The sequence below is a fragment of the Halomonas sp. IOP_6 genome, from assembly GCF_021151565.1.
Taxonomy (GTDB): Bacteria; Pseudomonadota; Gammaproteobacteria; order Pseudomonadales; family Halomonadaceae; genus Vreelandella; species Vreelandella alkaliphila.
Genome location: NZ_JAIRBO010000007.1, coordinates 19,722 through 46,125 on the forward strand (window position 1 = coordinate 19,722; position 26,404 = coordinate 46,125).

At 54.9% G+C, this 26,404-nt stretch carries 24 protein-coding genes; 11 read left to right on the top strand and 13 right to left on the bottom strand.

What is annotated here, in order from left to right; genetic code table 11:
* Positions 1 to 27 precede the first annotated feature (27 nt).
* From K7H08_RS13535 to K7H08_RS13575, 9 genes are all read left to right on the top strand, one after another.
* A complete protein-coding gene (locus tag K7H08_RS13535; protein WP_231658248.1) occupies positions 28 to 2,988 on the top strand; it encodes a valine--tRNA ligase in 2,961 nt (986 codons plus the stop codon).
* A 190-nt stretch (positions 2,989 to 3,178) separates the two neighbouring features.
* Entirely contained in the window at positions 3,179 to 4,213 is a 1,035-nt protein-coding gene (locus tag K7H08_RS13540) for a phosphotransferase family protein (RefSeq protein WP_231658249.1), read from the top strand.
* 24 nt (positions 4,214 to 4,237) lie between these two features.
* Positions 4,238 to 5,455 carry an ABC transporter substrate-binding protein gene (locus K7H08_RS13545; protein WP_231658250.1) on the top strand — a complete coding sequence of 406 codons (1,218 nt, stop codon included), beginning with the start codon at positions 4,238 to 4,240 and terminating at the stop codon, positions 5,453 to 5,455.
* Positions 5,456 to 7,138 (top strand): ABC transporter permease, encoded by a 1,683-nt coding sequence (locus K7H08_RS13550; protein ID WP_231658251.1) that lies wholly within the window; start codon positions 5,456 to 5,458, stop codon positions 7,136 to 7,138.
* Positions 7,135 to 7,770: an ATP-binding cassette domain-containing protein gene (locus tag K7H08_RS13555; RefSeq protein WP_231658252.1), complete on the top strand. Its 636-nt coding sequence runs from the start codon at positions 7,135 to 7,137 to the stop codon at positions 7,768 to 7,770. The genes K7H08_RS13550 and K7H08_RS13555 overlap by 4 nt, the downstream gene beginning before the upstream one ends.
* Positions 7,771 to 7,789: 19 nt before the next feature.
* Positions 7,790 to 8,464 (top strand): TIGR04283 family arsenosugar biosynthesis glycosyltransferase, encoded by a 675-nt coding sequence (locus K7H08_RS13560; protein WP_231658253.1) that lies wholly within the window; start codon positions 7,790 to 7,792, stop codon positions 8,462 to 8,464.
* The gene (locus K7H08_RS13565) at positions 8,454 to 9,086 is read left to right on the top strand and encodes a TIGR04282 family arsenosugar biosynthesis glycosyltransferase (protein WP_231658254.1); all 633 of its coding nucleotides are present in this window, start codon (positions 8,454 to 8,456) and stop codon (positions 9,084 to 9,086) included. Before K7H08_RS13560 ends, K7H08_RS13565 begins: the two co-directional genes overlap by 11 nt.
* A gap of 76 nt (positions 9,087 to 9,162) precedes the next feature.
* Positions 9,163 to 11,307: an FAD-dependent oxidoreductase gene (locus K7H08_RS13570; protein ID WP_231658255.1), complete on the top strand. Its 2,145-nt coding sequence runs from the start codon at positions 9,163 to 9,165 to the stop codon at positions 11,305 to 11,307.
* 7 nt (positions 11,308 to 11,314) lie between these two features.
* Positions 11,315 to 12,508 carry an FAD-dependent oxidoreductase gene (locus K7H08_RS13575; RefSeq protein WP_231658256.1) on the top strand — a complete coding sequence of 398 codons (1,194 nt, stop codon included), beginning with the start codon at positions 11,315 to 11,317 and terminating at the stop codon, positions 12,506 to 12,508.
* Positions 12,509 to 12,537: 29 nt separating this feature from the next.
* Here the strand turns inward: K7H08_RS13575 and K7H08_RS13580 are convergent, their stop codons facing one another.
* From K7H08_RS13580 to K7H08_RS13590, 3 genes are read right to left on the bottom strand one after another with little or no spacing between them, the layout of a single operon-like run.
* A complete protein-coding gene (locus tag K7H08_RS13580; RefSeq protein ID WP_269438914.1) occupies positions 12,538 to 12,969 on the bottom strand; it encodes an META domain-containing protein in 432 nt (143 codons plus the stop codon).
* 45 nt (positions 12,970 to 13,014) lie between these two features.
* On the bottom strand, positions 13,015 to 13,455 hold the full coding sequence (gene gloA / locus K7H08_RS13585; protein WP_231658258.1) for a lactoylglutathione lyase: 441 nt from the start codon (positions 13,453 to 13,455) through the stop codon (positions 13,015 to 13,017).
* Between the two features lie 18 nt (positions 13,456 to 13,473).
* Complete coding sequence (locus K7H08_RS13590) at positions 13,474 to 13,923, bottom strand: DUF411 domain-containing protein (RefSeq protein WP_231658259.1); 450 nt, start codon at positions 13,921 to 13,923, stop codon at positions 13,474 to 13,476.
* 76 nt (positions 13,924 to 13,999) lie between these two features.
* On the opposite strand from K7H08_RS13590, the gene K7H08_RS13595 reads away from it, so the two are divergent.
* Positions 14,000 to 15,070: a metal-dependent hydrolase gene (locus K7H08_RS13595; protein ID WP_231658260.1), complete on the top strand. Its 1,071-nt coding sequence runs from the start codon at positions 14,000 to 14,002 to the stop codon at positions 15,068 to 15,070.
* Positions 15,071 to 15,100: 30 nt separating this feature from the next.
* Here the strand turns inward: K7H08_RS13595 and K7H08_RS13600 are convergent, their stop codons facing one another.
* The 8 genes from K7H08_RS13600 to rho form a co-directional block, all read right to left on the bottom strand.
* Positions 15,101 to 15,841: an MliC family protein gene (locus K7H08_RS13600; RefSeq protein ID WP_193067852.1), complete on the bottom strand. Its 741-nt coding sequence runs from the start codon at positions 15,839 to 15,841 to the stop codon at positions 15,101 to 15,103.
* A 137-nt stretch (positions 15,842 to 15,978) separates the two neighbouring features.
* Positions 15,979 to 16,491 (bottom strand): DUF3087 family protein, encoded by a 513-nt coding sequence (locus K7H08_RS13605; protein ID WP_089039212.1) that lies wholly within the window; start codon positions 16,489 to 16,491, stop codon positions 15,979 to 15,981.
* Positions 16,492 to 16,580: 89 nt separating this feature from the next.
* On the bottom strand, positions 16,581 to 17,660 hold the full coding sequence (locus K7H08_RS13610) for a 3-deoxy-7-phosphoheptulonate synthase (RefSeq protein WP_231658261.1): 1,080 nt from the start codon (positions 17,658 to 17,660) through the stop codon (positions 16,581 to 16,583).
* Between the two features lie 3 nt (positions 17,661 to 17,663).
* The gene (locus tag K7H08_RS13615; protein ID WP_167457095.1) at positions 17,664 to 17,840 is read right to left on the bottom strand and encodes a hypothetical protein; all 177 of its coding nucleotides are present in this window, start codon (positions 17,838 to 17,840) and stop codon (positions 17,664 to 17,666) included.
* Between the two features lie 376 nt (positions 17,841 to 18,216).
* Complete coding sequence (locus K7H08_RS18425; protein WP_264177150.1) at positions 18,217 to 18,345, bottom strand: hypothetical protein; 129 nt, start codon at positions 18,343 to 18,345, stop codon at positions 18,217 to 18,219.
* Positions 18,346 to 18,412: 67 nt separating this feature from the next.
* The gene (locus K7H08_RS13620) at positions 18,413 to 19,192 is read right to left on the bottom strand and encodes an NAD(P)H-flavin reductase (RefSeq protein WP_231658262.1); all 780 of its coding nucleotides are present in this window, start codon (positions 19,190 to 19,192) and stop codon (positions 18,413 to 18,415) included.
* Between the two features lie 42 nt (positions 19,193 to 19,234).
* A complete protein-coding gene (gene ubiD / locus K7H08_RS13625) occupies positions 19,235 to 20,728 on the bottom strand; it encodes a 4-hydroxy-3-polyprenylbenzoate decarboxylase (protein WP_038481225.1) in 1,494 nt (497 codons plus the stop codon).
* A gap of 69 nt (positions 20,729 to 20,797) precedes the next feature.
* A complete protein-coding gene (rho, locus tag K7H08_RS13630; protein ID WP_038481222.1) occupies positions 20,798 to 22,057 on the bottom strand; it encodes a transcription termination factor Rho in 1,260 nt (419 codons plus the stop codon).
* A gap of 465 nt (positions 22,058 to 22,522) precedes the next feature.
* On the opposite strand from rho, the gene ppx reads away from it, so the two are divergent.
* Entirely contained in the window at positions 22,523 to 24,058 is a 1,536-nt protein-coding gene (gene ppx / locus K7H08_RS13635; protein ID WP_231658263.1) for an exopolyphosphatase, read from the top strand.
* On the opposite strand, the gene tilS is transcribed toward ppx, so the two are convergent.
* Together tilS and K7H08_RS13645 are read right to left on the bottom strand one after the other, a co-directional pair.
* Positions 24,039 to 25,331, bottom strand: coding sequence for a tRNA lysidine(34) synthetase TilS (gene tilS / locus K7H08_RS13640; protein WP_231658264.1), 1,293 nt, complete (start codon positions 25,329 to 25,331; stop codon positions 24,039 to 24,041). The genes ppx and tilS overlap by 20 nt on opposite strands.
* Entirely contained in the window at positions 25,312 to 26,268 is a 957-nt protein-coding gene (locus K7H08_RS13645) for an acetyl-CoA carboxylase carboxyltransferase subunit alpha (RefSeq protein ID WP_038486504.1), read from the bottom strand. The genes tilS and K7H08_RS13645 overlap by 20 nt, the downstream gene beginning before the upstream one ends.
* Between the last annotated feature and the right edge of the window lie 136 nt (positions 26,269 to 26,404).

A 26,404-nucleotide genomic window follows, 5' to 3' on the forward strand; every position in this document is an offset into this window, starting at 1 on the left:
TTTTTGCAAGCCGTGAGCCGACTCCCCATGGAAAAGACCTACCAACCCGAACAGATCGAAACCCGCTGGTACGAACGCTGGGAAGCCGACAACCGCTTCGCCCCAACAGGCCGCGGTAAGCCGTTTTCGATCATGATTCCGCCGCCTAACGTGACCGGCAGCCTGCACATGGGCCACGCGTTCCAGGACACCATTATGGATACCCTGACGCGCTGGAAACGGATGCAGGGCAACAACACCCTGTGGCAGGTAGGCACCGACCACGCCGGAATCGCCACGCAAATGCTGGTTGAGCGTAAAATTGCCGCGGAAGAAGGCAAAACTCGCCACGACCTGGGCCGCGATGCGTTTATCGACAAGGTATGGGAGTGGAAAGAGGAGTCCGGCGGCCACATCACCCGCCAGTTGCGCCGCATGGGCGCCAGCGTTGATTGGTCCCGCGAGCGCTTCACCATGGATGACGGCTTCTATAAAGCCGTGCAAGAAGTGTTCGTGCGCTTGCACGAAGAAAAGTTGATCTACCGTGGCAAACGCCTGGTGAACTGGGACCCTACCCTGCACACCGCCATTTCCGACCTAGAAGTGGAAAACAAAGATCAGCAGGGCAGCTTCTGGCACTTCCGCTACCCACTAGCCGATGGCGTCAAAACCACCGATGGTAAAGATTATCTGGTCGTGGCAACCACTCGCCCCGAAACCTTACTAGGCGATACGGGTGTCGCGGTTAACCCAGACGATGCTCGCTATGCCTCGTTGGTCGGCAAATTTATCGAATTGCCGCTAGTCGGCCGCCGCATTCCTATCGTTGCCGATGAACACGCCGATATGGAAAAAGGCTCCGGCTGCGTGAAGATCACCCCGGCCCACGACTTCAATGACTACGAAGTCGGCAAGCGCCAGAACCACTTGTTGATCAATGTGTTCACCAAGGATGCCACCATCCTTGAGCGCGCTGAAATCTTCGACCTAAAAGGCACTCCCCAGCCCGACGAAGACGCCAGCCTACCCACCAAGTACGCAGGGTTGGACCGTTTTGAAGCGCGTAAGCAGATTGTTGCCGATATGGACGCCCTGGGCCTTTTGGAACAAGTGGAAGCAGTCAACAACACCCTGCCCTATGGCGACCGTTCTGGCGATGTAATCGAGCCGTTGCTCACTGATCAATGGTTCGTTGCGGTAGAAACGCTAGCCAAACCCGCCATTGAAGCGGTGGAAAACGGCGATATCCAGTTCGTGCCGAAGAACTACGAAAACATGTACTTCGCCTGGATGCGCGACCTGCAAGACTGGTGTATTTCTCGCCAGCTGTGGTGGGGCCACCGCATTCCCGCTTGGTACGACGCGGAAGGCAATGTGTACGTTGCCCGCAGCGAAGAGGAAGCTACCGCGAAATATTTAGAGGAATTGTCAAAAACCAGCGGCAGTCACTCTTTAGCCATAAACTATCTTAAGAACAACAACCTACTAGTTGATGGAAAAGTTACAGAAAAGGGAATAACACAGTTAACCGATACTTTCGGAATTAACAGACTGCACCAAGACGAAGACGTCCTCGACACCTGGTTCAGCTCGGGCCTGTGGACGTTCGGCACGCTAGGCTGGCCGGAAAAAACCCCAGAACTGGAAACCTTCCACCCCTCCAGCGTGCTGGTGACCGGTTTTGACATTATCTTCTTCTGGGTCGCTCGGATGATCATGATGACCCTCAAGTTCACTGGCGAAGTACCGTTCAAAACCGTTTATGTACACGGTTTGGTACGCGACGGTCAGGGTCAGAAAATGTCAAAATCCAAGGGCAATGTGCTGGATCCCATCGACCTGATTGACGGCATCAGCCTGGATGCGCTGCTGGAAAAGCGCACCGGCAATATGATGCAGCCGAAACAGGCCAAAGCCATTGCCAAAGCGACCAAGGACGAGTTTAAAGATGGCATTGAAGCGCACGGCACCGATGCCCTGCGCTTTACGTTCCTTTCCCAGGCAACCACCGGGCGCGATATCAAGTTTGATATGAACCGCCTGGATGGCTACCGCAACTTCTGCAACAAGCTGTGGAACGCTTCACGCTACGTGCTAATGAATGCCGAAGGTGAAGATTGCGGCACAGAGGGTGGCGACGTTGAGCTTTCACTGGCCGACCGCTGGATTATTTCCCAGCTGCAGAAAACCGAAGCCCAGGTCACCAAAGCGATGGACGAGTACCGCTTCGACCACGCCTCCCAAGCGCTGTATGAGTTTGTCTGGAACGAGTACTGTGACTGGTACCTGGAGCTTTCCAAGCCTGTTTTATGGGACGAAAGCGCCAGTACGGAAGCCAAACGTGGTACGCGGCGAACTCTGGTGCGCGTACTGGAAGTGATTCTGCGCCTCGCCCACCCGATGATGCCCTACATCTCAGAAGAGATCTGGCAGCGCGTTGCGCCGCTGGCAGGCACCTTCGTCGGTGATGGCGCGTCGATCATGCTCCAAGCTTGGCCGGAAGCCGACGAAAGCAAAATCGACGAACAGGCCACTCGCGATATCGAATGGCTAAAAGGCGTGATTATCGCGGTGCGTAACATCCGCGCCGAGATGAACATCGCCCCTGGCAAACCGCTGGACGTACTGCTCACCAAAGGCAAGCCGGAAGATGCCCAGCGTCTGGAAAGCAATCGCCACTTCCTCGCCAAGCTGGCCAAGTTGGAAAGCGCCACCTGGCTATCCAACCCAGACGACGCACCGCTCTGCGCAACACAGCTAGTGGGCGATATGGAAGTGCTGGTACCGATGGCGGATCTAATCGATAAAGACGCCGAACTCAAACGCCTGGCCAAAGAAATTGACAAGCAGGATAAGTTGATCGGCGGCATCGAGAAGAAGCTCGGCAACGAAGGCTTTATCGCCAAAGCCCCCGAAGCCGTGGTGGAAAAAGAGCGTGGCAAACTCGCTGAATTCCAAGCTGCCAAAAAGCTGCTGGAAGAGCAACAAGTGAAGATCGCGGCGATGTAAGTCAGCGCTGACGGCAGTATCTCAACGGCACCTATTGGGTGCCGTTGTCGTTCATACACCTCTCTACTGACCGCCGCGGCCCCCATCGTCATCGTTTTTTATGACGAACCGTGTAAGGTTGGTCATGATTCTGCCACTGAGTACCAACACTGAACGCTCAGCCCCCGTTTCTCACACTACGGAATGCTCTATGCCCACACTCTCTGAGGCTCGACTGCAGGCATTAGACAACACTCTGCAACAGGCGGAGATCGCTTACCAATCGCTTTCACCGATGGCGGACACTGGGCTTGCCCACGATCATGTGTGGGTGCATCGCGATGGCGATGATTGGGTCGCACGGCTGCCCAAGCAGAGCCAAATGAACTTGGCCCCGGCCGATAACTTGGCATATGAAGCTGCGTGCTACGAACGCGCCAGCGAGAGTGGCCACGTGCCCCGTTTGCATGGCATCTTACCTGTGAGCGACGCCTTACCCCGTGGCGGGCTGCTGGTCGATGCCATTGAGGGACGTTTAGCGCAGCTGCCGGACGATTTACCACGTATCGCAGAGACCCTAGCAAGCCTACATCGCTTACCGCTACCTGAGCATCCCAAACCACTACTAGCGCCTGCCGACTCATGGCAGGCCATGTGTGAGGAAGTTAGCCGCCAGGCTGAGTGGCTGGAAAAAGCCGACTTGGCGCCCAATGTCATTGCCCGTGTTCGCGATGAGCTAGAGGCACTGCCCACCACGCTGCCCGATGCCGAGCGCTGCTTGATCAGCTTTGATACCCACCCTGGAAATTTTCTGATCACTGCAGATGGTAGCGCGATGCTGGTGGACTTAGAGAAGTGCCGCTACGGTCTGCCAGGGATCGATTTAGCCCACACCTCGCTTTACACCTCGACCACCTGGGACGTTAACAGCCAGGCAGTGCTTACTCTGGAAGAGGTCGTCGCTTTTTATCAGCGTTGGCAAGCGCATGCGGGTAAATCACCCAGCGCGGAAACGCTGGTCGCCTGCCGACGTGCCACTTGGCTGTGGTCATTAACATGGTGTGCCAAGTGGCGCGCCCAGTATTTGCAACGTAAAGATACCGAGCACCGCGGCCAGGATTGGTCAGCAGAACTCACCGATGCTGACGTCATTGCCCATGTCCGCGACCGGGTCGAGCACTATTTATCACTGCCGATAATTGAGCATGTCCATAATGAACTTCTCCACCTAAAAGAATCTCTATAACCAACTGATTTTACAAGGTGTACCATGAAACCACGCCCCCCCCTAACGACCGCTATCGCCACTGTCATGTTGTCACTGGCGCTGCCCGCCATGGCTGCCCCAGATCCCAATAATTGGAATGCCGTACTGCAAGCCGCCGAGGGTCAAACCGTTTACTGGAACGCCTGGGGCGGTGACAGTCGCACCAACCGCTATATCGCTTGGGTGTCCGAGCAAATGCAGTCCACGTATGGCGTCGATGTAGAGCACGTAAAGTTAGATGACACAGGTAGCGCCGTTGCTCGTGTACTGGGTGAAAAGCAGGCTGGTAACATGGATGATGGCCGCATCGACCTGATCTGGATTAACGGCGAAAACTTCGCCGCCATGCGCGACCAGGACCTCTTATTTGGCCCCTTTGCCGAATCTCTGCCTAACTTCGCCTTGACTCACCCAGACGAAAACCCAGAAGTGGTGACCGATTTCACGCTGCCGACTGAAGGCTATGAGTCTCCTTGGGGAAAAGCGCAAATCACCTTCTACTACGACAGCGCTCAAACCGAAACACCGCCACAAAGTATTGCGGATCTGCTGGAGTGGGCCAAAGACAACCCTGGCCAGTTCAGCTATCCACGTATTCCCGATTTCACCGGCAGCACCTTTTTAAAACAGGCGTTAATTGAATTATCTAATCAAAATGACGCCCTTTACGCACCAGTGGTTGAAGCGGAGTTTGCGGAGATCACCGCGCCATTGTGGGATTATCTAGATGAGTTACACCCACACCTATGGCGCAGCGGCCGCAGTTTCCCGGAATCAGGCCCTAACCTGCGCGCATTGATGAGCGATGGCGAGCTCAGTTTAGCCTTCTCCTTCTACCCGACAGATGCCGCTGTCGCGGTGATGGAGTATGAACTTCCCGAGAGTGTGCGCAGCTACGTGCTGGAAGACGGCACCCTAGGAAACGTTCACTTTGTCGCTATTCCCTATAATTCTCCCCATAAAGCAGGCGCGATGGCGCTGGCCAACTTCCTGCTCTCACCTGAAGCTCAAGCCCAAAAGCAGTCGCTTAATATGTGGGGCGATCGCACCGTATTGGCAGTCAGTCGGTTAGATGAAAACGACAAGGCACTCTTCGAACAAGGGGAAAGCCATCCATCTGCGCTGCCTGCCGATGCCCTTTCCAATACCCTAGCCGAACCTCATCCCAGCTGGATGACGGCGCTACAGGATGCGTGGCTTCAGCGTTATGGCGTTAATTAATTGATCCTGCGGCTAGCCCCTATACTGCTTATTGCACTTTTGGTTATTCCAGTAAGTGCGGGGCTTGGCATGGTGTTGTTGCCTGCCTTTGGCTATTTACCGGTGCTCGGGGAGAACACATTTCATCTGGAAGCATGGCAAGCCCTATGGGCGCACGCTGGTCTCCACCGCTCCGTACTGCTGAGCTATTTTAGCGGTCTGATCACCGCCTTGGTGGCACTGTTCATTGTGGTGCTGTTTCTGGCGGCTAGCCAAGGCACCTGGATTGACCGTGCCATTCGGCGACTGGTCTCACCGCTACTGGCCATTCCCCATGCAGCCGTGGCCTTTGGCTTAGCTTTTTTGATTGCGCCCTCCGGGTTGCTGGTGCGCTGGGCGTCTCCTGGGCTCACTGGGTGGGAGCGCCCACCTGATCTGCTGATCATCAACGACCCGTTAGGGCTGGCGCTAATGGCGGGTTTGATACTCAAAGAAGTGCCCTTTTTGCTATTGATGAGTTTAGCTGCGCTACCCCAGCTGCGTCCTGAACAACGAGTCACCCTGGCGCGCTCGCTGGGCTACGCGCCCGGCATTGCCTGGCTGAAATGCGTTTTCCCTGCACTTTACCCACTGATTCGCTTGCCGGTTTATGCCGTAATTGCCTACGCCACTTCGGTGGTGGATATGGCGTTGATTCTTGGCCCCACCCTGCCACCCACGTTGAGCATTTCGGTGCTCACTTGGTTTAATGACCCCGATTTAAACCGTCGCTTTATGGCGTCTGCCGGTGCTGTGCTGCAGTTCGGCGTTACCCTGGCGGCACTACTGACTTGGTGGCTTGGCGAACAAGGAATCAAACGTCTCTGCCAACGCTGGTTGGCCAACGGCTCGCGGGCATCAGGGGCAACGGCGATTGCGTTTGGCGGCCGTGCTTTGCTGCTAGCTGTCACTTTGCTAGCGGTCAGTGCGCTGGCCGGGTTGGCACTGTTTTCAGTAGCGGGCTTTTGGCGCTTTCCGGATACGCTACCGGGTACATTCACACTGGATCATTGGCAGCGCATTCTGCCCAGCGTGGCAACACCGCTGATCAATACGCTGAGTGTGGGGCTAACCGCGACGCTAATCGCCGCGGTACTGGTCGTGGCAACATTGGAGCATGCAGCGCGCTGCCACTTGCCCGCATGGCGTGCTCAATGGCTACTTTATTTACCGCTCATTGTGCCGCAAGTGGCCTTTCTGTTTGGCTTAGTGGTGGCCGCTGAAAGCGTTGCCATTCGACCTCAGCACGCGTTAGTCGTAGCCGGTCACCTGCTGTTTGTAGTGCCATATCTCTATTTATCGCTGTCAGAAGCCTACCGGCGGCTGGATCCACGCTGGTTTCAGGTGGCACTATCGCTGGGTGTGCCCCCCTGGCGCGCTTTCTGGCAGGTACGGCTGCCACTGTTATTGGCCCCGCTACTCACCGCCTGCGCAGTCAGCTTAGCCGTCAGTATTGGCCAGTATTTGCCAACACTGCTGCTAGGGGGTGGTCGCATCCCCACCATCACTACCGAAGCTGTTGCCATGGCATCTGGCGGCAATCGCAGGCTAGTGGCGGTATTGGCGCTGTTGCAGGCGCTACTGCCGTTTATTGGCTTTAGTCTGGCACTCATGATTCCCCGCCTTGTATGGGCAAAACGCCGCCAAATGCGAGGAGTTGCATGACCCCAAACCTTCAACCGCTGCACATCAAACAGATGACGATCACGCTGGCAGGCGAAACACTGCTGGCAATGCACCGTGACATAGCGCCTGGCGAAGTATTAACCGTGATGGGCCCTTCAGGCTCAGGCAAGTCTACCTTGCTGGCCTATTTGGCGGGCTTTTTGTCGCCGGCCTTTCAGGCTCAAGGTGAACTCTATCTGGGCGATAAACGCCTGGATACCCTGCCCGCCGAACAGCGTGGCATTGGCCTGCTGTTTCAGGATCCGATGCTATTTCCCCATTTAAGCGTGGCGGGGAATTGTCGCTTTGGCCTGCCACACCATGCCAACGACAAACGCCAGCAGGTCGCCCAAGCGCTGGAACAGGTGGGGCTGACGGGCTTTGAAAACCGCGATCCGGCGACCCTTTCCGGCGGCCAGCAAGCTAGGGTGGCGCTGATGCGTCTGCTGCTTTCACAGCCCCGCGCGGTGCTGCTGGATGAGCCGTTCTCCAAGCTGGACACCACACTGCGCCAGGAAATGCGTACGCTAGTGTTCGGCCAGCTTCGCGAAGCGGGCTTACCCACCCTGCTGGTTACCCATGATGAAGCCGATGCCAATGCTGCCGGAGGGCCAATCATTGCCCTTGGTTAACCCTGGCGTGGAATCGCCTATGCTTAGCATTGTGATACCAGTGCTGAATGAGTCTGCAGGGATTACAGAGGCGCTAGCCGCGCTGCAGCCACTGCGAGAGACCGGCACAGAAATCATTGTGGTCGATGGAGGCAGTACCGATGACAGCGTGGCGTTAGCCACTCCGCTAGCGGATACGCTACTGACGAGCGCCCCTGGTCGGGCACAGCAGATGAACCTGGGCGCAGCACACGCGCGCTCAGCAGCGCTGCTATTTTTACATGCTGACACTCGGCTTCCCGAAGAGGCAAACAAGCTGATCTGCCAAGCGCTGAACACGAATTGCTGGGGGCGGTTTGATATTCACCTTGAGGGAAAAAGCCGCTGGTTGCCGCTCGTTAGCTTGCTGATGAATCTACGCTCGCGGCTGAGCGGCATCGCCACTGGCGACCAAGGCATGTTCCTTCGCCGCGCTACTTTTGAAGCGGTCGGCGGCTTTCCCGAACAACCGTTAATGGAAGATATTGAGCTAAGCAAGCGGCTAAAGGCAGTTTCTCGCCCCGCCTGCCTACGTAGCAAAGTGATAAGCTCAGGCAGGCGCTGGGATCAGTTCGGCGCCTGGAAAACGATTTGCCTGATGTGGCGACTACGTTACCGCTACTGGCGCGGCGTCAGCGCCACCCAACTGGCCAAGGAGTATCGCAATGCCCGCTAAGTCAGCCGTGCAGCCCCATCTACATCTACTGGCCAAAGCGCCACTGCCGGGGCAGGCGAAAACGCGCTTAATTCCTTGCCTAGGGCCAGAAGGTGCGGCGCAAGCCCATGCCACCATGGTTCGTCACTGCGTTGCCACCGCCTGCCAAGCACTGGGATCGCAACACGTCACGCTATGGACCTCCTTAGAGCATCAGCATCCGTTGTTTGTGGAGCTGCAGGCTCACTATGGCATTTCGCTCGCCATTCAACGGCAGGGCGATGTGGGAATGCGCGTCCGGCATGCACTGAATAGCACACAAGGTCCGTCGATGGTGATGGGCACTGATTGCCCGAGCATCACCGTTGCCATGCTTAGGCAGTGCAGTGCAGCGCTTAAAAACGTGCCCGTGGTGATTTTACCTGCCGAAGATGGCGGCTATGGGTTGATCGGCACTCATGACGATCATCCTAGCCTCTTTGAGGGCATTCCTTGGGGTACCGAGCAAGTGCTCCAAGTCACTCGTCAGCGGCTTGCTGCACTGACATTAGACGCCATCTTTCCCGACACCATGTGGGATATTGACCGCCCAGAAGACTGGCAGCGCTGGCAACAAACGCTGAAGCACGCAAACAGCCTGTAAGGATTCCGCTCTTTACGCCACTGTTACTGAACGAATGTTCTGCTTCTAACACCACCTTGCCCCAACGGAGCCTGCCATGAACCGCCAGCGCCTGCTGATTATCACCCTGCTGCTACTGGCCGTGTTTGGCTTTTACGTGAGCGGTGCCCATACGTTTTTCACCTTGGAAACCCTGCAAACCTATCGCAGCGATTTCCAGGCTGCATTTCAGCAATCCCCTTGGCAGGTTGCGGGCATTTTCTTTGCGGTGTATGTGGTCATGACGACACTATCGCTACCCGGCGCGACACTCCTCACACTGCTGGGTGGTGCACTGTTTGGTCTCGGTTGGGGGCTGTTAATTATCTCCTTTGCCAGCACCATCGGCGCAACGCTAGCCTTTTTACTCTCGCGGTTCCTGTTTCGACAGCCGATTGAAAAGCGTTTTCCGCGCCAGTTCGATACGGTGAATCGTGGCGTTGATAAAGATGGTGCGTTTTATCTCTTCACCCTTCGCTTAGTGCCGATATTCCCTTTCTTTATGATCAATCTGGTGATGGGCTTAACGCGGCTTAAAACAGTCACCTTTTATTGGGTAAGCCAGCTAGGCATGCTGCCCGGCACGGTGGTTTACGTGAATGCGGGCGGCCAATTGGGGGAACTTGAAAGCCTGGGCGGGATTATTTCTCCTGGGCTTTTGGCCTCGTTTGCGCTGCTGGCCGTATTCCCTTGGATAGCTCGCCGTATTGCGCTACAGGTGCAAAAGCGCAATGCCTATCGTGGTTTTAAGCGCCCATCCCGGTTCGATTACGACATTGTGGTCATCGGCGGCGGCTCGGCGGGTCTGGTCACTAGCTACATCGGCAGCGCCGTAAAAGCTAAAGTAGCGTTGGTAGAAAAGCATAAAATGGGCGGTGACTGCCTGAATACCGGTTGTGTACCTTCAAAGGCGCTAATTCGTGCCGCCCGTGCTGCTCACGACATGCGTACAGCACACCGCTTTGGCGTTAACGCTGGCGAGCCGGAGATTGATTTTGCCAAGGTGATGAAGCACGTACATCAAGCCATTACTGATATTGAACCCCACGATAGTGTCGAGCGTTACACCAAACTGGGCGTTGAGGTGTATCAGGAACACGCCACCCTGACATCTCCTTGGGAAGTTAAGGTCGGTGATAAAACCCTGACCGCCCGCCATATTGTGCTAGCCACTGGCGCACGACCCCGCGTGCCATCGCTTCCTGGCATCGAGCATGCACCACTGCTCACCTCAGAAAACCTGTGGTCACTCACGGAACTGCCTAAACGCTTGGTCGTACTCGGCGGCGGGGCAATTGGCTGCGAGCTCAGCCAGAGTTTTGCCCGCTTGGGCAGTCAGGTCACCTTGGTGGAAGGTATTCCACAGTTGCTAGGCCGAGAAGACCAAGACGTAGGCGAACACGTGGCGCGCACGCTCACCCAGGAAGGCGTTAACGTAATGACCGGCGCTAACGCCTTGGAAGTAAGCCAAGATGGCCCCGGACATCAACTGGTGGTAGAGCACAATGGCCAGCTCATCACCATCGAATTTGATTATTTGCTTGTCAGCGTTGGCCGCCAAGCCAATGTTGAAGGATTGGGGCTGGAAGCGCTGGGAATCACTACTACCAACGCTGGCACGCTGGAACTCAACGAGCGTCTGCAAACTCGGCTGCCCAACATTTGGGCCTGCGGCGACCTAGCAGGCCCCTACCAACTCACGCATGCCGCTGCCCATCAGGCGTGGCACGCAGCCGTTAATGCTCTGTTTGGTGAATTAAAAAGCTTCGCTGTAGATTATCGCTTTATGCCTGCTGTCACCTATATTCAGCCGGAAGTAGCGCGGGTCGGGCTCAACGAAAAAGAGGCCATCGCTAAGGGCGTGGCGTTTGAAGTCACCCGCTATGCCATGAGTGAAAGCGACCGCGCCATTGCCGAAGGCGCGACTGAAGGATTTATCAAGGTGCTTACCGTGCCCGGTAAAGACAAAATCCTTGGCGCGACCATCGTGGCTGAAAACGCCGGAGAATGGTTAGGAGAGTTCACCATCGCCATGAAGCATGGCCTGGGGCTTAACAAGCTATTGGGCACCATTCATCCCTATCCCACCCTTGGCGAAGCTGCCAAGGCCACCGCTGGCGTGTGGAAAAATGCCCACAAGCCCGAGCGTATTCTCACCCTATTGGAGCGTTATTTCCGCTGGCGGCGTGGTACGGAAAAATGATCTCCCCATGAAAAATCTCGTGCTGATTGGCGCGGGCCATGCCCATGCCTTCGTGCTGGAAGCCTTTGCTCAGCACCCAGATCCGTCAATCGCTATCACCGTGGTTAGCGACAGTGCGCTGTCAGCCTATTCTGGCAGCGTACCAGCGTGGCTGGCAGGAGAATGCACGCTACGCGAAACACAAATTGATGTAGCGGCGCTCTCTCAACGGGCAGGCGCTCGCTTAATCACTTCGCCTGCAGTGGCTCTCGATCCCACTAAGCGCCAGCTAGCGCTAGCGAACGGCGAGGCGATCCATTTCGATGTAGCCTCATTTAACGTGGGCTCCACGGTAAGGTTGCCTGAACAGCCATTTCTCGAAAAACATGGCAAACAAAACCCCTATTTGTTGGCGATGCGACCGCTCAGTTCACTGCACCACCGCTGGCAAGCGCTGAGAGAGAAAGTCGACCAGTGCCCTCAGGGGTCTACACAGCGGGTAGTAAGCGTAGGCGGTGGCGCGGCAGGCTGTGAGACCTTAATGAGTGTGTTGGCGCAGCTTCGTCAACAACGTTCAGACATTACTTGGCAGGGCGCGCTTGTCAGCGCATCAACAACACTGTTACCCGGCGCGGGTTGGCTACCTCGTTGGTTAACCCAACGTGCTCTGCGCCGGGCTGGCGTTACGGTGCTGCACGGTGAACGCGGCCAGGCGCTAATAGCTGGTGGCGTCCACACCTCTAAAGGCGAACTGATTGACGCGGATATCGTGCTGTGGGCTACCGGTGCCGTTGGCCAACCTTGGCTGCAAGACACCCCACTGCCGCTGGAGAAGCGGGGATTCATCCAGGTGAATAAGACACTTGAGGTAGCGGGCCAGCCGGGGCTTTTTGCCGCGGGTGACTGTGCAGCGTTCAATCAACCACGGCACTCCTCTCCACGGTCCTCTTCTCCACTGCTCTCTTCTCCACTACCCAAGGCCGGAGTTTACGCCGTGCGCCAGGGGCCAGTGCTGGCGGAGAACCTGCGCGCCGCCTGTCACAATGAACCGCTGGCCGACTGGAAGCCACCAAAACGTGTCCTGGCTCTAATTGGCACTGGCGACGGCCATGCGATTGCCAGTAGAGGTGCCATCGGTTTCTCAGGCCGCTGGGTATGGGAATGGAAAAAGCGGATTGATGCGCGCTTTATTGCCCGCTTCAACCCGCCTTTTAAGCACTAGATAACTGCGATCAGATGCTAACTGAAGGCTTAGTTTGCTTCGCGCCAGCCGCCTAATACACGGCTATCTGGTCCAAAAAACACTAGCCGATCATGGTCGATGAGGTAGCGATAGGCCGTATCGAGCATATCTGTTACCTGCTTGGCGTCTTCCATATTGGGGCAAGCCATGCGTGTCGAGGCGAGCTGGCTAAACTCGATACGTTGATTTTCACCCAACTCCACACTGCCGGTAAATCGGTTACAACCATCCGAACCGCTCACGCTGCCGTCGCGTCCAATTTGAAAGAATGGCGTATTGGGTAACGATACCCGTTCATCGGTACCTACTAGCAGTAAATTCCAACGCTGATCGACTATCGCGCCTGACAGCGACGCGCTTTCCGGCGCTGCCGTGCTCTCTTGCTCTGGTGTACTGCTACAGGCACTGATTAATAGCGCGGTAGCGACACCGGCTAGCATTGCTCCAAATTTGACCGTCACTGCCTCATGCTCCTTATTGACAAATTACCAGCTTCCGCTGTTTTCCATTGACGCCCATGGCTCCTGAGAGGGCAACGCATCGCCTTTTTGCAGTAGCTCGACAGAAATACCGTCAGGCGACTTCACGAACGCCATATGCCCATCCCGCGGCGGGCGGTTAATGGTAACGCCGTTATCTTGAAGCTTTTTGCATAGCGCGTAAATATCGTCAACGCGATAGGCCAAATGCCCGAAGTTGCGCCCGCCGGTGAGCTCTTCTGGATCCCAGTTATAGGTTAACTCAAGCTCTGGTGCCGCTAAGCGTTCGGAGCGCGCTTCATCTTCCGGCGCGGCGAGAAAGACCAGCGTAAAACGGCCCTTTTCATTTTCTTTGCGACGCACTTCTTTCAACCCTAAAAGATCGCAGTAAAAATTCAGCGATGCATCTAAGTCGCTTACCCTTACCATGGTGTGCAAAAACTGCATGTCATTCTCCCTCCATCATTACTGGGTATATTCGCTAAAGATAGCGGGGGTGCTGTCGTTGCGGGTCCAGCTGAGAACAGCGTAATCATCCACTCGGCCGGTTTCCATGCCCGGAGAGCCATGCGGCATACCTGGCACTGTTAACCCGATAACGTCTGGCTGCTCTTCTAACAGCCGCTTAATATCTGCAGCGGGTACATGGCCTTCTATCACGTAACCATCAACGATGGCTGTGTGGCAAGATGCTAGTTCTGCAGGAACGTTATTGGCTACTTTGACTGACCGGAGATCGCCGTCACGGTGATGGTTTACAGTAAACCCGGCTTCTTCAAGATGGCTGACCCATGCACTACAGCAGCCACAGTTAGGATCGCTGTGCACATCAATCGTAGGCGCTGCCAAAGCGCTTAGCGAATAGGCAGCAAGAAGACTGCCCACCAGACCTTTAACTAGACGATTTCGTGACATTTAAAAACCCTCTTCACCGACATGTACAATAATACCTAGCTTACTTGGAATACGGGGCCACCCCAAGGAGACCTACGTGGATTCAGTCACACAAGCAGCCCTTGGGGCCGCCATAGGTGGTGCAATATTAGGTAAACGACTGGGTCGCAAAGCCATACTGATGGGTGCACTGCTCGGCACGCTGCCCGATCTAGACGTGATGCTTGATTATGGCGATGCAGTGGCTAATGTGACTGAGCACCGCGGTTTTAGCCACTCCCTATTTGTGCTGACTGGCTTAGCCACGATATTGGCGCTGCTGTGCCAGCGTTTCATACCTGCGCGTGATATCAGCCTGGGGAGATGGTGGTGTTTTTTCGTTCTCTGTCTGACAACCCACCCGGTACTTGATTCATTTACTACTTACGGCACTCAGCTGTTCTGGCCATTGGATATGCCACCCATAGCGTGGCCTATCGTGTTTATTATCGATCCTTTTTACACCCTACCGCTGCTGGTTGCGTTAACCATCGCCATTGCCGCCAAAAAAGTGCGCAGAGCTTGTACAGTTGGCTTAGCGGTCTCCAGTATATATTTGCTACTGGCGGCAGGCGCGAAATGGAGCGTTGAACAACGCTTAACCCCAGCACTAGCGGACGCTGGCTTACAGGCAGCGCCGGTATTAATTCAACCAACGCCGTTTAATATTGCACTGTGGCGCGCAACGGTTATTGACGGAGATCGCTATTTTGAGAGTTTGATCAGCGTATTTGATAATCAGGACGCACCAACGCTTGAAGCTATAAAGCGCAACGTCGTACTTGAGGAAAGCGTGCTAGCCAGCCCACTTGGCCAACGGCTGACATGGTTTACTGGCCCCTTTCTACGCTATGACACGCTGTTGATCGATGGCCAGGAAACGCTAATCGCCACCGATATTCGCCTTGGCTTTCCAGGCTTTCATCCGTTCAGTTTTACCCTGGCAACGTGGAAAGATGGTTCTTGGCACCCTGCCGACATAAGCGAGCAACTAGAAACCTCCCGAGAGCCCAGACTGGAAATACTTTCAAGGCTCGCTGCCAGGGCTATCGGTGATAACACCGCACTGTGTGCCAGCGACTTTATTGAAGCACAATGGCGTGCCGAGCCTTCGCTTTACCGTTGCTGACACATCAGTGGACTCAAAAGACCGTACCAACTAAGGAGCGATGCCCTGACCACAGCCTTTGTACTGTTCCCCGCCGATTGTCAGCGTGACTCGAGCGGGATACGGCTGGCCTTTCATGTCATCAAAACAGGCGCCTGATTCAATGCGTACGCGGAAAAACTCCTCTGCGTTGGCATTTTCAATCACCACTCTGCCCGCCTCATTGTCCATGACGCTTACCATATAGGGCATGGTTTGCGTCTCGCTGCCGTAGTTCGTTGTCCAAGTCATCACCGGAGCATCATGAGCTAGCTCAATCGACCAGCCCGGCTCATTGCCACGCCCTAGAAACATCACGCCAGGATGGTCAGCGCGGGTTGCTGCGGCTCGGCGCTGCCCCTGTTGGCATTGCAACTGACCACGCGGTGTTTCAACCTGCGCTTGATCGCCACGATTCCAGAAGCTGATCTCACCATCTTGATAGCGCGCACCGCTTGCCACAATCGCTTCCGGTAAACGCCAGGCACCATGTAGTGACCAAAGGCGCAGGTTATCGTCGTTCACCGCGGTGACCAAGTTCTGGTTTGCGGGCTGACACTCCCAAGCGTCAAAATGGGCCGCGCTGCCTGGAAATAGCGTAGCAGGCAGTAGCGGTGCGCTGCTGTGTACGGTTGTTTTGGACACTCCAGCAGCAGAATTAGCAGGCGTTGTCCCAGTACTTGCACAGCCCGTCAATGCAAACGTGGCCGTTAACGCAATCAAACCGGTTAACCGATTAGGTGAGTAAGTCATGCATTCTGCTCCCTGTTGTCATCACTGTTGTTACCGTTACCGCTATCGATGTTATGCCTTTTATCATCATAGGCACCGTCAATGGCGTCTAGTTAACGCTCGGCGTCGCTCTTCTTAATAAATAAATTTCACTTCAGTTAGCGACGCTTAAATGCTTTTAAGTCCTGCGGGTCAAAACTGTCAACCTGGGCTGGCAGCCCCAGCTCTTCGCGCTTTAACTTTATCTGCATTTTTTCAGCTAGGCGTTCAGAATCATCATCGGTAGTACGGCCGTTAAGTTCAGCGAGCTGCGTCATGCCTTGATGGTAAAATGTCACAATATCCAGCGCTACACGATTATCTTCCTCCACGCCGCGGCGCAGTGGCTGTAGGTAGCCACTAATCTGAGAAAGGTGGTGTTTGAGCTGCCATACATAGCGCATTTCAGCCATCCATGGGCGATCCTTAAGCACCGCAAACAGTACGCTGGTGGCCAACAAGCCAAGGAAGACCCCCAGCCCATTGAGCCATAAGGTGCTGCCAAAAGCGGAAGTTAACAGCATCGAGAACAGTAACCCGAAGACAATTAATTGCCCTGCCATGGCAATACTGATCATTCGTGCCTTGCGCTGGTAACTACTGGGATTATGCTGCTCAAGGGTGAAAACCATGGCCAACCTCATCATAAAAAGTAGTCTCTTATGATACGGGGCTGGCCAGGGCAAACAAGAGATTATCCAGCTGCTGGAAGATGACTGGGTTAACTCATTCGCTCAGCAGCGGTTTTTAGCAATCGTTCCGTGGTTTCCCAACTCACACAGGCATCGGTCACCGATACGCCGTAGCGCATCGCGTTAGGCGACAGCGCTTGCTTACCTTCAAACAGGTGACTTTCGAGCATTAGCGCCACCAAGTTGGCATCGCCTGCCTTGCGCTGTGCCAACACGTCGAGCAGCACTTCGCTTTGGCGTCGGTGATCTTTTCGCGCATTGGCGTGGCTGCAGTCCACCATTAAGCGAGGGTTCTGTCCGGCGTCTCGTAGGGTATTCACCGCTGCTCGCACATGATGCGCCTGGTAGTTTGGCTCGCCATGACCACCTCGTAACACCACATGCGTATTGGGGTTACCAGCCGTTTCCTGCATGGTCGGGCGTCCTTCATTATCCATGGCGAAACGCTGGTGGGAATGAGCCGCTGCCTGCATGGCATCAATGGCAACCTGAACGTCGCCGCTCGTCGCATTTTTGAACCCCACTGCGGCCGCAAGATCACTTGCCAGCTCTCGGTGTAACTGCGACTCAGTGGTACGAGCACCAATGGCGACCCAGCTCAACAGATCATCTAAGTAGGGGGCTAGCATTGGCTGTAAAAGCTCTGTGGCCACCGGCAGCCCCCGCGAAGCAACCGCGTGCATAAGCTCACGAGAGAGAGCGATGCCTTTTGACATATCACCACTACCATCTAGCCCAGGGTCGTATGCCAACCCCTTCCAGCCAACGGTGGTGCGCGGCTTTTCTACGTAAACACGCATGACCGGTAATAGTTGCTCGCTAACTTCTTCGCTTAGCGCAGCCAACCGATCGGCATACTCTAACGCTGCTTCTGGATCGTGGACGGAACAGGGGCCGACAATCACTAATAAGCGCTTATCTTGACCATTCAGGATGCGCTGAACCGCTTGGCGCTGATAGGCAATTTGCTCACCTAGTTGGCTATTGATAGCGACACTGCGGCGTAGCTCTGCCGGCAAAGGCAATGGCTGCGATGAGCTTGAGGGGCCATTCGTTAATGACGCTAGGTTTGACAAGGTTGTGCAAGCAGGGCTGACATGGGCATTCATAATTTAACTCTCCGGAAGCGTGTGACATCGTGATAACAACAACTTGCCACCCTGGCTTGCACGGTCGGAGGTGGCAGCTTGCACCGACCGCGCGTCGCTAAATCGCCAGCCATAGCCATAACCGATATAGTTGGCAATATTGGCGAGCAGATTAGCGAGAGAGTTTGCGCGGTACATCATGATGCAGCTCCTTGATGAAATGTCTGTGAAACCTGACTAGTTAAGCTAAATAAACAGTTAAAACAAAAGAAGCCTCGGTTGGGCTACCAACCGAGGCTTCTTTGCATGCGGCAGGCAACCTAGTCGGTGTGCCTGATGGCGCGACGCTACTGGTCGGCCAGGAGCACACCGTGGCTAAACCAATAGGCAGCATAAAAGAATGCAGCAACGCACGCCCAAGCACTCGCCGCCGATACCGGCCTTGCTTGTGTGTGGCAAATGCATTGTGCTGTGTGCATGGCTACATCCTAATTTAGGATTCTAATTCACGTTGCGCATCGAAAACGATGACATCTGAGTGTTTAATCCTGCCTGCATAGAAACAAAATGGCAACCATCAGCCGCCAAATGCTTGTATCCAACCAATCGTTGCGGGCAGTGCACTCATGCTGACCAGAACCACAACGCCGAGCACAATAGAAAGTAAACCTGATTCATCTTTGAAGTTGTCGTCATGGTGGGCCATGAAAGCCTCCTTTTTTATCGGTATCGGTTATCGGCACATGCCGTGCGTCAGTTATCGGCCGATCATTTTAGTGAGGGCGAGGAGCGTAGGCAAATACATCCGAGAACATTCTCTCACTACTGATGTTTTTTCGCTCGAACACATCAACACAGGCGTAAACCATCCCCGGCGAGCCTGATAGGAAGATATCACAATCGCTGGGCGTCAACTGAGCCCTTGCAAGTTCGCTCTCAAGGGCACTTTCCAGCACTAGGTCAACGCGTCCTTGATGGTGTGATATGCGTTCACCAACCGCCAGCGGCTCGGTAAGCGGAAACTCTGTTACGGCTTGAAAAGCAACATTGGCATACTCTTGTGCCCATTCGCAGGCCAAGTCTTCGGCATACAGATCGCGGTGCTCGCGGTTTGCCCACCATAGCGAAATAGGCCTAGCGGGCTGCTGCCGTAACGCTGCTTCTACAATGGCTTTCATCTGTGCAAAACCGGTGCCTGCCGCGATCAGCAGTAGCGGGCGCTCGCTTTCGGCGTCCAGCACACAGTCACCACTGGGTAATCGTACGGTCAACTGGTTGGCCACCTGCAACAACTCTCTCAGACGAGCTGAGTTGTCCCGTTCAGGCCAGTGTTGAATATGCAATTCGATAATGCCATCGCCACGTTCAGCGCTGGCAATTGAAAACGGCACCCAGGTGTTATCGTCTAGTTTCAGCTCTAAATACTGACCAGGCGCATGCTGCATGGCTTCTGGCCGCCCTTCCAGAGTCACCCCAAAGACGTCGGGATTTAAATCCTCAACGGCGGTTACCTGGCAGGTTAACGTCTTGCAAGTTGACGTGCTTGCGCTCATGAAAGCCTCTTTATGAAGAATCGTCCGACCTGCGCCACTGGGTTAGCCGTGGCGAGGTGTGGGTAACGGGATATCAATGCCCAGCTCGTCCCAACGCTCGTCAACGCGGGTCTTTATCGAATCGTCCATCACGATGGGTATCCCCCACTCTCGATCCGTTTCTCCTGGCCATTTATTGGTGGCGTCGAGCCCCATTTTAGACCCCAACCCGGACACCGGAGACGCAAAGTCGAGGTAATCAATGGGAGTATTTTCCACCATCACGGTATCCCGTGCTGGGTCCATACGCGTGGTAATTGCCCACATCACGTCTTCCCAGTTACGCGCGTCGACGTCGTCATCCAGTACAATGACAAACTTGGTGTACATAAACTGACGCAGAAAGCTCCAAACCCCCATCATGACGCGCTTGGCGTGACCTGGGTACTGCTTCTTCATGGTCACGACGGCCATCCGATAGGAGCACCCTTCCGGCGGCAGGTAGAAGTCAACAATCTCCGGGAACTGCTTACACAGGATCGGGACAAATACCTCGTTAAGCGCGACGCCTAGAATAGCTGGCTCATCGGGGGGGCGGCCGGTATACGTGGAGTGGTATATCGCGTCCCGCCGCATCGTCATTCGCGTGACGGTAAAAACGGGGAAGTGATCGACTTCGTTGTAATAACCGGTGTGATCGCCAAATGGCCCTTCCGCTGCCATATCGTCGGGATAAATAAACCCTTCAAGAATGATTTCTGCAGATGCAGGCACTTCCAGGTCAGCATGGCCGCACTTAACAAGCTCTGTGCGTGAACCACGAAGAAGCCCAGCAAACGCATACTCGGAGAGAGAGTCGGGTACCGGAGTGACGGCGCCTAAAATCGTTGCAGGGTCTGCCCCCAGCGCCACCGCCACAGGAAATGGCTCACCGGGATGCGCTTTTTGAAACTCAAGGAAATCCAGCGCACCGCCTCGATGGGAGAGCCAACGCATAATCAGGCGGTTTTTAGCAATTTTCTGTTGGCGGTAAATACCGAGGTTTTGACGCTTTTTATGCGGGCCTTTGGTAATCACCAATGGCCAAGTCACTAGCGGCGCCGCATCGCCAGGCCAGCAGTGCTGGATCGGCAAACGATCTAAGTCAACCTCATCGCCTTCAAACGATAGCTCTTGTACCGGGGCCCGCTTAACGATTTTTGGCCCCATACTTAGCACTTGCTTGAAAATCGGCAGCTTGTCCCAGGCGTCTTTTAGCCCTTTGGGCGGATCGGGCTCTTTTAGAAACGCCAGTAGTTTACCCACTTCGCGCAGCGCCTCTACCGAATCCTGCCCCATGCCCAGCGCAACCCGTTTAGGCGTACCAAAAAGGTTGCCCAGCAGCGGCATGTCATGACCCTTCACATTCTCGAACAACAGCGCGGGGCCGCCAGCACGCAATGTTCGGTCGCAAATTTCGGTAATTTCCAGATAAGGATCAACTTCTGCTTTAATTCGCTTAAGTTCACCCTGCGCTTCAAGTGCCGCAATAAAATCGCGCAAGTCGTGGTACTTCAAGGCACTCTCCTCAAGGCACTTCTCCGGCTGTCAGACGTTTATCGCTAGTGCTTGGCCGTAATGCAGCGCCTAGCGGCGCTTCATTGCTTCAAAGAACTCCAGATTCGTCTTGGTATCCTTCAGACGATCAATCAGGAACTCTGTAGCAGCCGTGTCTTCCATCGGGTTGAGCAGCTTGCGAAGAATCCACATGCGCTGCATTTCATCTTCAGACGCCAATAGGTCTTCACGCCGAGTACCGCTGCGACGGATATTGATCGCGGGGAACACGCGTTTCTCAGCCAGCTTGCGGTCAAGGTGCGCTTCCATGTTGCCGGTGCCCTTGAACTCTTCGAAAATAACTTCGTCCATTTTCGAACCAGTATCGACCAGCGCAGTGGCAATAATCGTCAGGCTACCGCCCTCTTCGATATTACGCGCGGCACCGAAGAAACGTTTTGGCTTCTCAAGAGCGTGAGCGTCCACACCACCGGTTAGCACTTTGCCGGAGCTGGGCACTACGGTGTTGTAGGCACGTGCTAGACGAGTGATGGAGTCAAGCAGAATCACCACGTCCTTCTTGTGCTCTACTAGACGCTTGGCTTTTTCGATAACCATTTCTGCAACCTGCACGTGGCGGGCGGGTGGTTCATCGAAGGTAGAGGCAACCACTTCGCCACGCACGGTGCGTGACATTTCGGTCACTTCCTCAGGACGCTCATCGATCAGCAATACAATCAGATGGCACTCAGGATTGTTGCGCGTAATGGACGTCGCGATGTTCTGTAGCATCAGTGTCTTACCCGCTTTAGGCGGTGACACCAACAGACCGCGCTGACCTTTACCAATCGGCGCAGTCAGGTCAATGATACGCGCGGTAAGATCTTCGGTAGAGCCATTACCAATCTCCATGCGCAGCCGGTCGTCTGGGAACAGCGGCGTTAAGTTCTCAAAGAGAATCTTATGCTTGGCATTTTCCGGACGATCAAAGTTGATCTGGCTAACTTTGAGCAGGGCAAAGTAGCGCTCACCTTCTTTAGGCGGGCGGATTTTGCCGGAAATGGAGTCGCCTTTACGCAGATTGAAACGACGGATCTGAGACGGCGATACGTAGATATCATCCGGTCCAGCGAGGTACGAGCTGTCAGCGCTACGCAGGAAGCCGAAGCCATCCTGAAGGATTTCCAGCACACCATCGCCATAAATATCCTCTCCACTTTTAGCATGCTTTTTGAGGATGGCGAAAATGATGTCCTGCTTGCGCGAACGGGCTAAGTTGTCGATACCCATCTCGCGGGCGATATCGAGCAGCTCGGGAACGGTTTTTTGCTTGAGTTCAGTGAGATTCATCGGTGTGTTAGAAAGTTGCTCATGAAAGCTGGGCGACAAGCGCCGGGAATAAGACAGGAGGCGTGACCTAAAAGTAGGGCTAAGCGCCGAGTGATGCGTTCAGAACCCCATCTAGGCACACGCTCAGATACTGAAAGCTAGGCAGTCTTGAAGTAAATGCCAATAAAGGAGTAACGGCATCAACGACTGCTTAACGTGAGGGTGCTAATAAACTAGTTAATCTGATCGGCACAGAAAATGCTGTTTCAGCGGGTTATCTGACGACTTGGACATCTGGCTGATGCCATTGGATACGTACTGCTCGGAATACCCGAGTAATACGCCTGTTTAATAGGCAAACAAGTTAACTCGGATCAAGCCAGTAGTTCGATGGTAGTCAAGGCCCGCGATAAACGCAAGTGTTTGACAATTGACAATACTAATAAGGCACCGCAACCTTGGCATAGCCACTAGGAAGGAACGCCCATGCCCAAGGAAATTTCACTCCCTCTCACCGCGCCGTCGGCTGAACTGGATCACACTGAACCGCAGCGCTTAGCCGCCATCGACCTGGGTTCTAACAGCTTCCACCTGCTGGTCGCTAACTATCAAAACGAGCGCCTTCAAGTCGTTGCCAGGATGGGTGAAAAGGTTCAGTTAGCCGCTGGGCTAGACGAGAACGGCTATTTAAACGAGGCAGCCATGCAGCGCGCGTTGGACTGTCTAGGCCGTTTTGCACCCTTTCTCAACGACATTGAGGATGCCAATCTGCGCATTGTCGGTACGAATGCGTTGCGCGATGCCTATAACAGCCAAGCGTTTATCGAGCGTGCCGAAGCGCAGCTTGGCCACGCCATCGAAATTATTGCTGGCCGCGAAGAGGCCCGGCTTATTTATTTAGGTGCCGCCCACGCGCTAGCCGAAACTGGTCGCCGCTTAATTGTTGATATCGGCGGCGGATCGACGGAATTTATCATTGGCGAAGCCTTCGAGCCCAAAGCACTTGAGAGCTTACGCATGGGCTGCGTCACCTTCAGCAGCCGCTTTTTTCCTGATGGCGAACTTAGTGAAAAGCGTATGCGTCGTGCTGAGCTGTCTGCCCTGTCAGAACTGGCCAACATTCAGCGTCCCTACCTACGCCTTGGCTGGGATGACCCGGTGGGCTCCAGCGGAACGATAAAGGCTGCCGCAAGCGTGTTATATGCTTACGGCGATTCGCCCCAAGAAGGTGTTATCACCCGTAGTGGATTGAAAAAGCTGCGTGAACGCCTACTAAAATGCAAACAGCTGGAGAAAGTTGAGCTAGATGGTCTAAAACCTGACCGAGCAAAAGTCTTTCCGGCAGGTATCGCCATTTTAAACGCTATTTTTGAAGCCTTTAATCTTTCCCAAATGCGCTTTGCAGACGGCGCCCTGCGCGAAGGAGTGCTTTATGACATGGCGGGACGGAATAGCGCGGAAGATACCCGTTCTAAAAGCCTAGATGCATTGAAGCGGATTTATGATGTTGACTCTCGGCAGGCAGAAAATGTCGCCGACACGGCCCTTCGCTTATTCAATAAAGTAAAAAAAGCCTGGGGGCTAACTCAAGAGCAAGGCCATTATCTTGTCTGGGCAAGTCATGTACATGAAATTGGCTTGGCTATCTCTCATAGTCAATTCCATCGCCACGGCGCCTATTTGCTAGAACATTCCGACTTGGCTGGCTTTTCACGCCCTGAGCAGCGCCTACTGGCGTTTTTAGTGCGCGCCCATCGACGCAAGTTTCCAACTAAAGAGTGGCAGGCACTGCCTGCCTCACACCAGGAAGGTTGTGCCAAACTTGCTCGCCTGCTGCGCCTTGCCGTGCTTATTAATCACTCCCGGTCTGAAAATCCCCCGCCGCTACCAGAGATTAACGCAGAGGGTGAAGCACTGCTGATGACGCTACCACCTAGCGACGAACCGACGCTGTTAAGTACCGATATGGAGCAGGAACAGGCCTATATGACAGCGGCTGGGTTTACGTTTTCGGTGGTGTAGCTGTAGAGGCAAGAACAACGCCTTCAGCCTGCCACAATACGTTGGCAGGCGGCTGGATAACGCCCAAGCATGACTTACCTTCCATTACTACAATCAAACGCTCACGCTCCCAGGGCGGCACTCCCCGCTCTTGGAGTAAGCGTTTAACGTCGCGCCGTCCGCGCTCTTTTAACGCAACCACTTCACCACCACGTCGCCAACGCAAGGTTACGCGGCGCGGCGGCGCCAGCGATACTTCCAACCGGCCCAAAGGGGTTAGCTGCCCTGGCGCGCCCTCCCATTCGGCTTCCCACTTAGGCAGCGGCTTAAGCGGCCTCATGAGATAGAGATGGCGTTGCCAAATCCGCGCGTCTACTCCTGGCCATTCAACCTTCACCTGGGCGTCGTTCACTGCGCCTAACTGCGCTAGCAGGCTTTCGAGGCGTTTTTGAGGGGGTGTTGGGAGCGCTAGCTGCTTACAAAGCGTACGCACCAGCAGCCGCTGGCGAGGTAAGGAGCGTTGACTAAGCAGCGTAGCATCCATGCAGTACTCTCCGCGCATCAGCGTTGCCAGCTCTTCCGCGGCATAGGCCGCCAACAGCTGGTCTGCCTCACCGGCATGCTGGGCACTGTTGGCAAGGGCCCGTGCAGCGCCAGGCCAACGTAGCTGTAATGCTGGCATCACTTGATGGCGTAAGCGATTACGATCAAACGCGATGTCTCGGTTTGTCGGGTCTTCGCACCAACTGATTGATAATCCATGCGCGGCATCAGCCAACGTCTGTCGGCTGACACTCAACCAGGGCCGCAGCAGAGTGAGCCCCTGCCACTCGCGGCGAAAAGGCATGCCCGCCAAGCCACGCACACCACTGCCGCGCAACGCGGCCAGCAGTAGCGTCTCGGCTTGGTCATCTTGGTGCTGGGCTAGCCATAGCGTATCGCCAGCGGGAATATGCGCCATGAACGCCTGGTAACGCGCTCGCCGCGCCGCCCCCTCTACACCTTCGCCCTGAGCGTCCACAGCAACGTTTGCCGTCACTAGTGATACACCAAGCGTATCGCACAGCGTTTGACAATGCGCTTCAAAGGCGCTGGCTGCCGCCTGTAGACCATGGTTAATATGAATCGCCCGCAGCGGACGACGTGCATCCCGGCAAACCTGAGCGGACAGCGTCAGCAGCAGCGAAGAGTCTAGCCCACCGGAAAGCGCTATCCAAATAGTACGCCCCGGCGGGGTCTCCGCCAGGGCGTCATTCAGTAAACGTAACAGCGGCTTAGGCGGCTGGGGCGCCATAGCTCATTAACCGCTTATAGCGGCGCTCCAGTAACGCATCGCTATCAAAGCTTTGCAGACGCTCCAGACTATTAGCCAAAGCCTCTTTAACGCGCTCAGCCGTCGTTAGTGGATGGCGATGAGCACCACCTAGCGGCTCTTTAATCAGCTCATCAACAAAGCCAAGCTCTTTGAGGCGCTCAGCAGTAATACCCATGGCTTGAGCGGCGTCAGATGCTTTTTCAGCGCTCTTCCAAAGAATAGACGCACAGCCTTCCGGAGAAATAACCGAATAGGTGGAGTACTGCAGCATATGCAGCTCGTCGCACACACCAATCGCCAGCGCGCCACCAGAACCACCTTCCCCCACTACGGTGGAGATAATCGGTGTTTTCAGGCGTGACATCACCGCCAAATTATACGCAATGGCTTCCGACTGACCGCGCTCTTCCGCATCGATCCCTGGGTAAGCCCCAGGCGTATCGATAAACGTTAGGATGGGCATTTTAAAGCGTTCGGCCATTTCCATTAGGCGACAGGCTTTACGGTAGCCTTCTGGGCGCGGCATGCCAAAGTTGCGACGTACTTTCTCTTTAACATCGCGTCCTTTTTGATGCCCAATGACCATCACCGGCTGATCATTCAGACGCGCGACGCCTCCGACAAGGGCTGCATCATCGGCAAAGTTGCGGTCGCCGTGAAGCTCATCAAAGTCAGTAAAAATATGCTCAAGATAATCCAGCGTATAAGGGCGCTGCGGATGGCGAGATATCTGGGAAACCTGCCAGGGCGTTAAATCCTTGAAGATCGATTCGGTTAACTTACGGCTTTTCTCTTCCAGCCGAGATATCTCATCGGAGAGATTAACCTGGCTATCGGAGCTGACCAAACGCAGCTCCTCAATTTTTGCCTGAAGCTCGGCAATGGGCTGTTCAAAATCGAGATAGTTAGGATTCATCGGCTCTGCCTGTAAGCTGCCTATAAAAAAAGAAGCCTTGTCGAAACGGGCATGTATGAGGGGCATTATCGCACCCTGAACCTGCCACGCAAGGCAGTACCCTTTCAATTAGCGTGCCGCACCGCCATTTAGCACT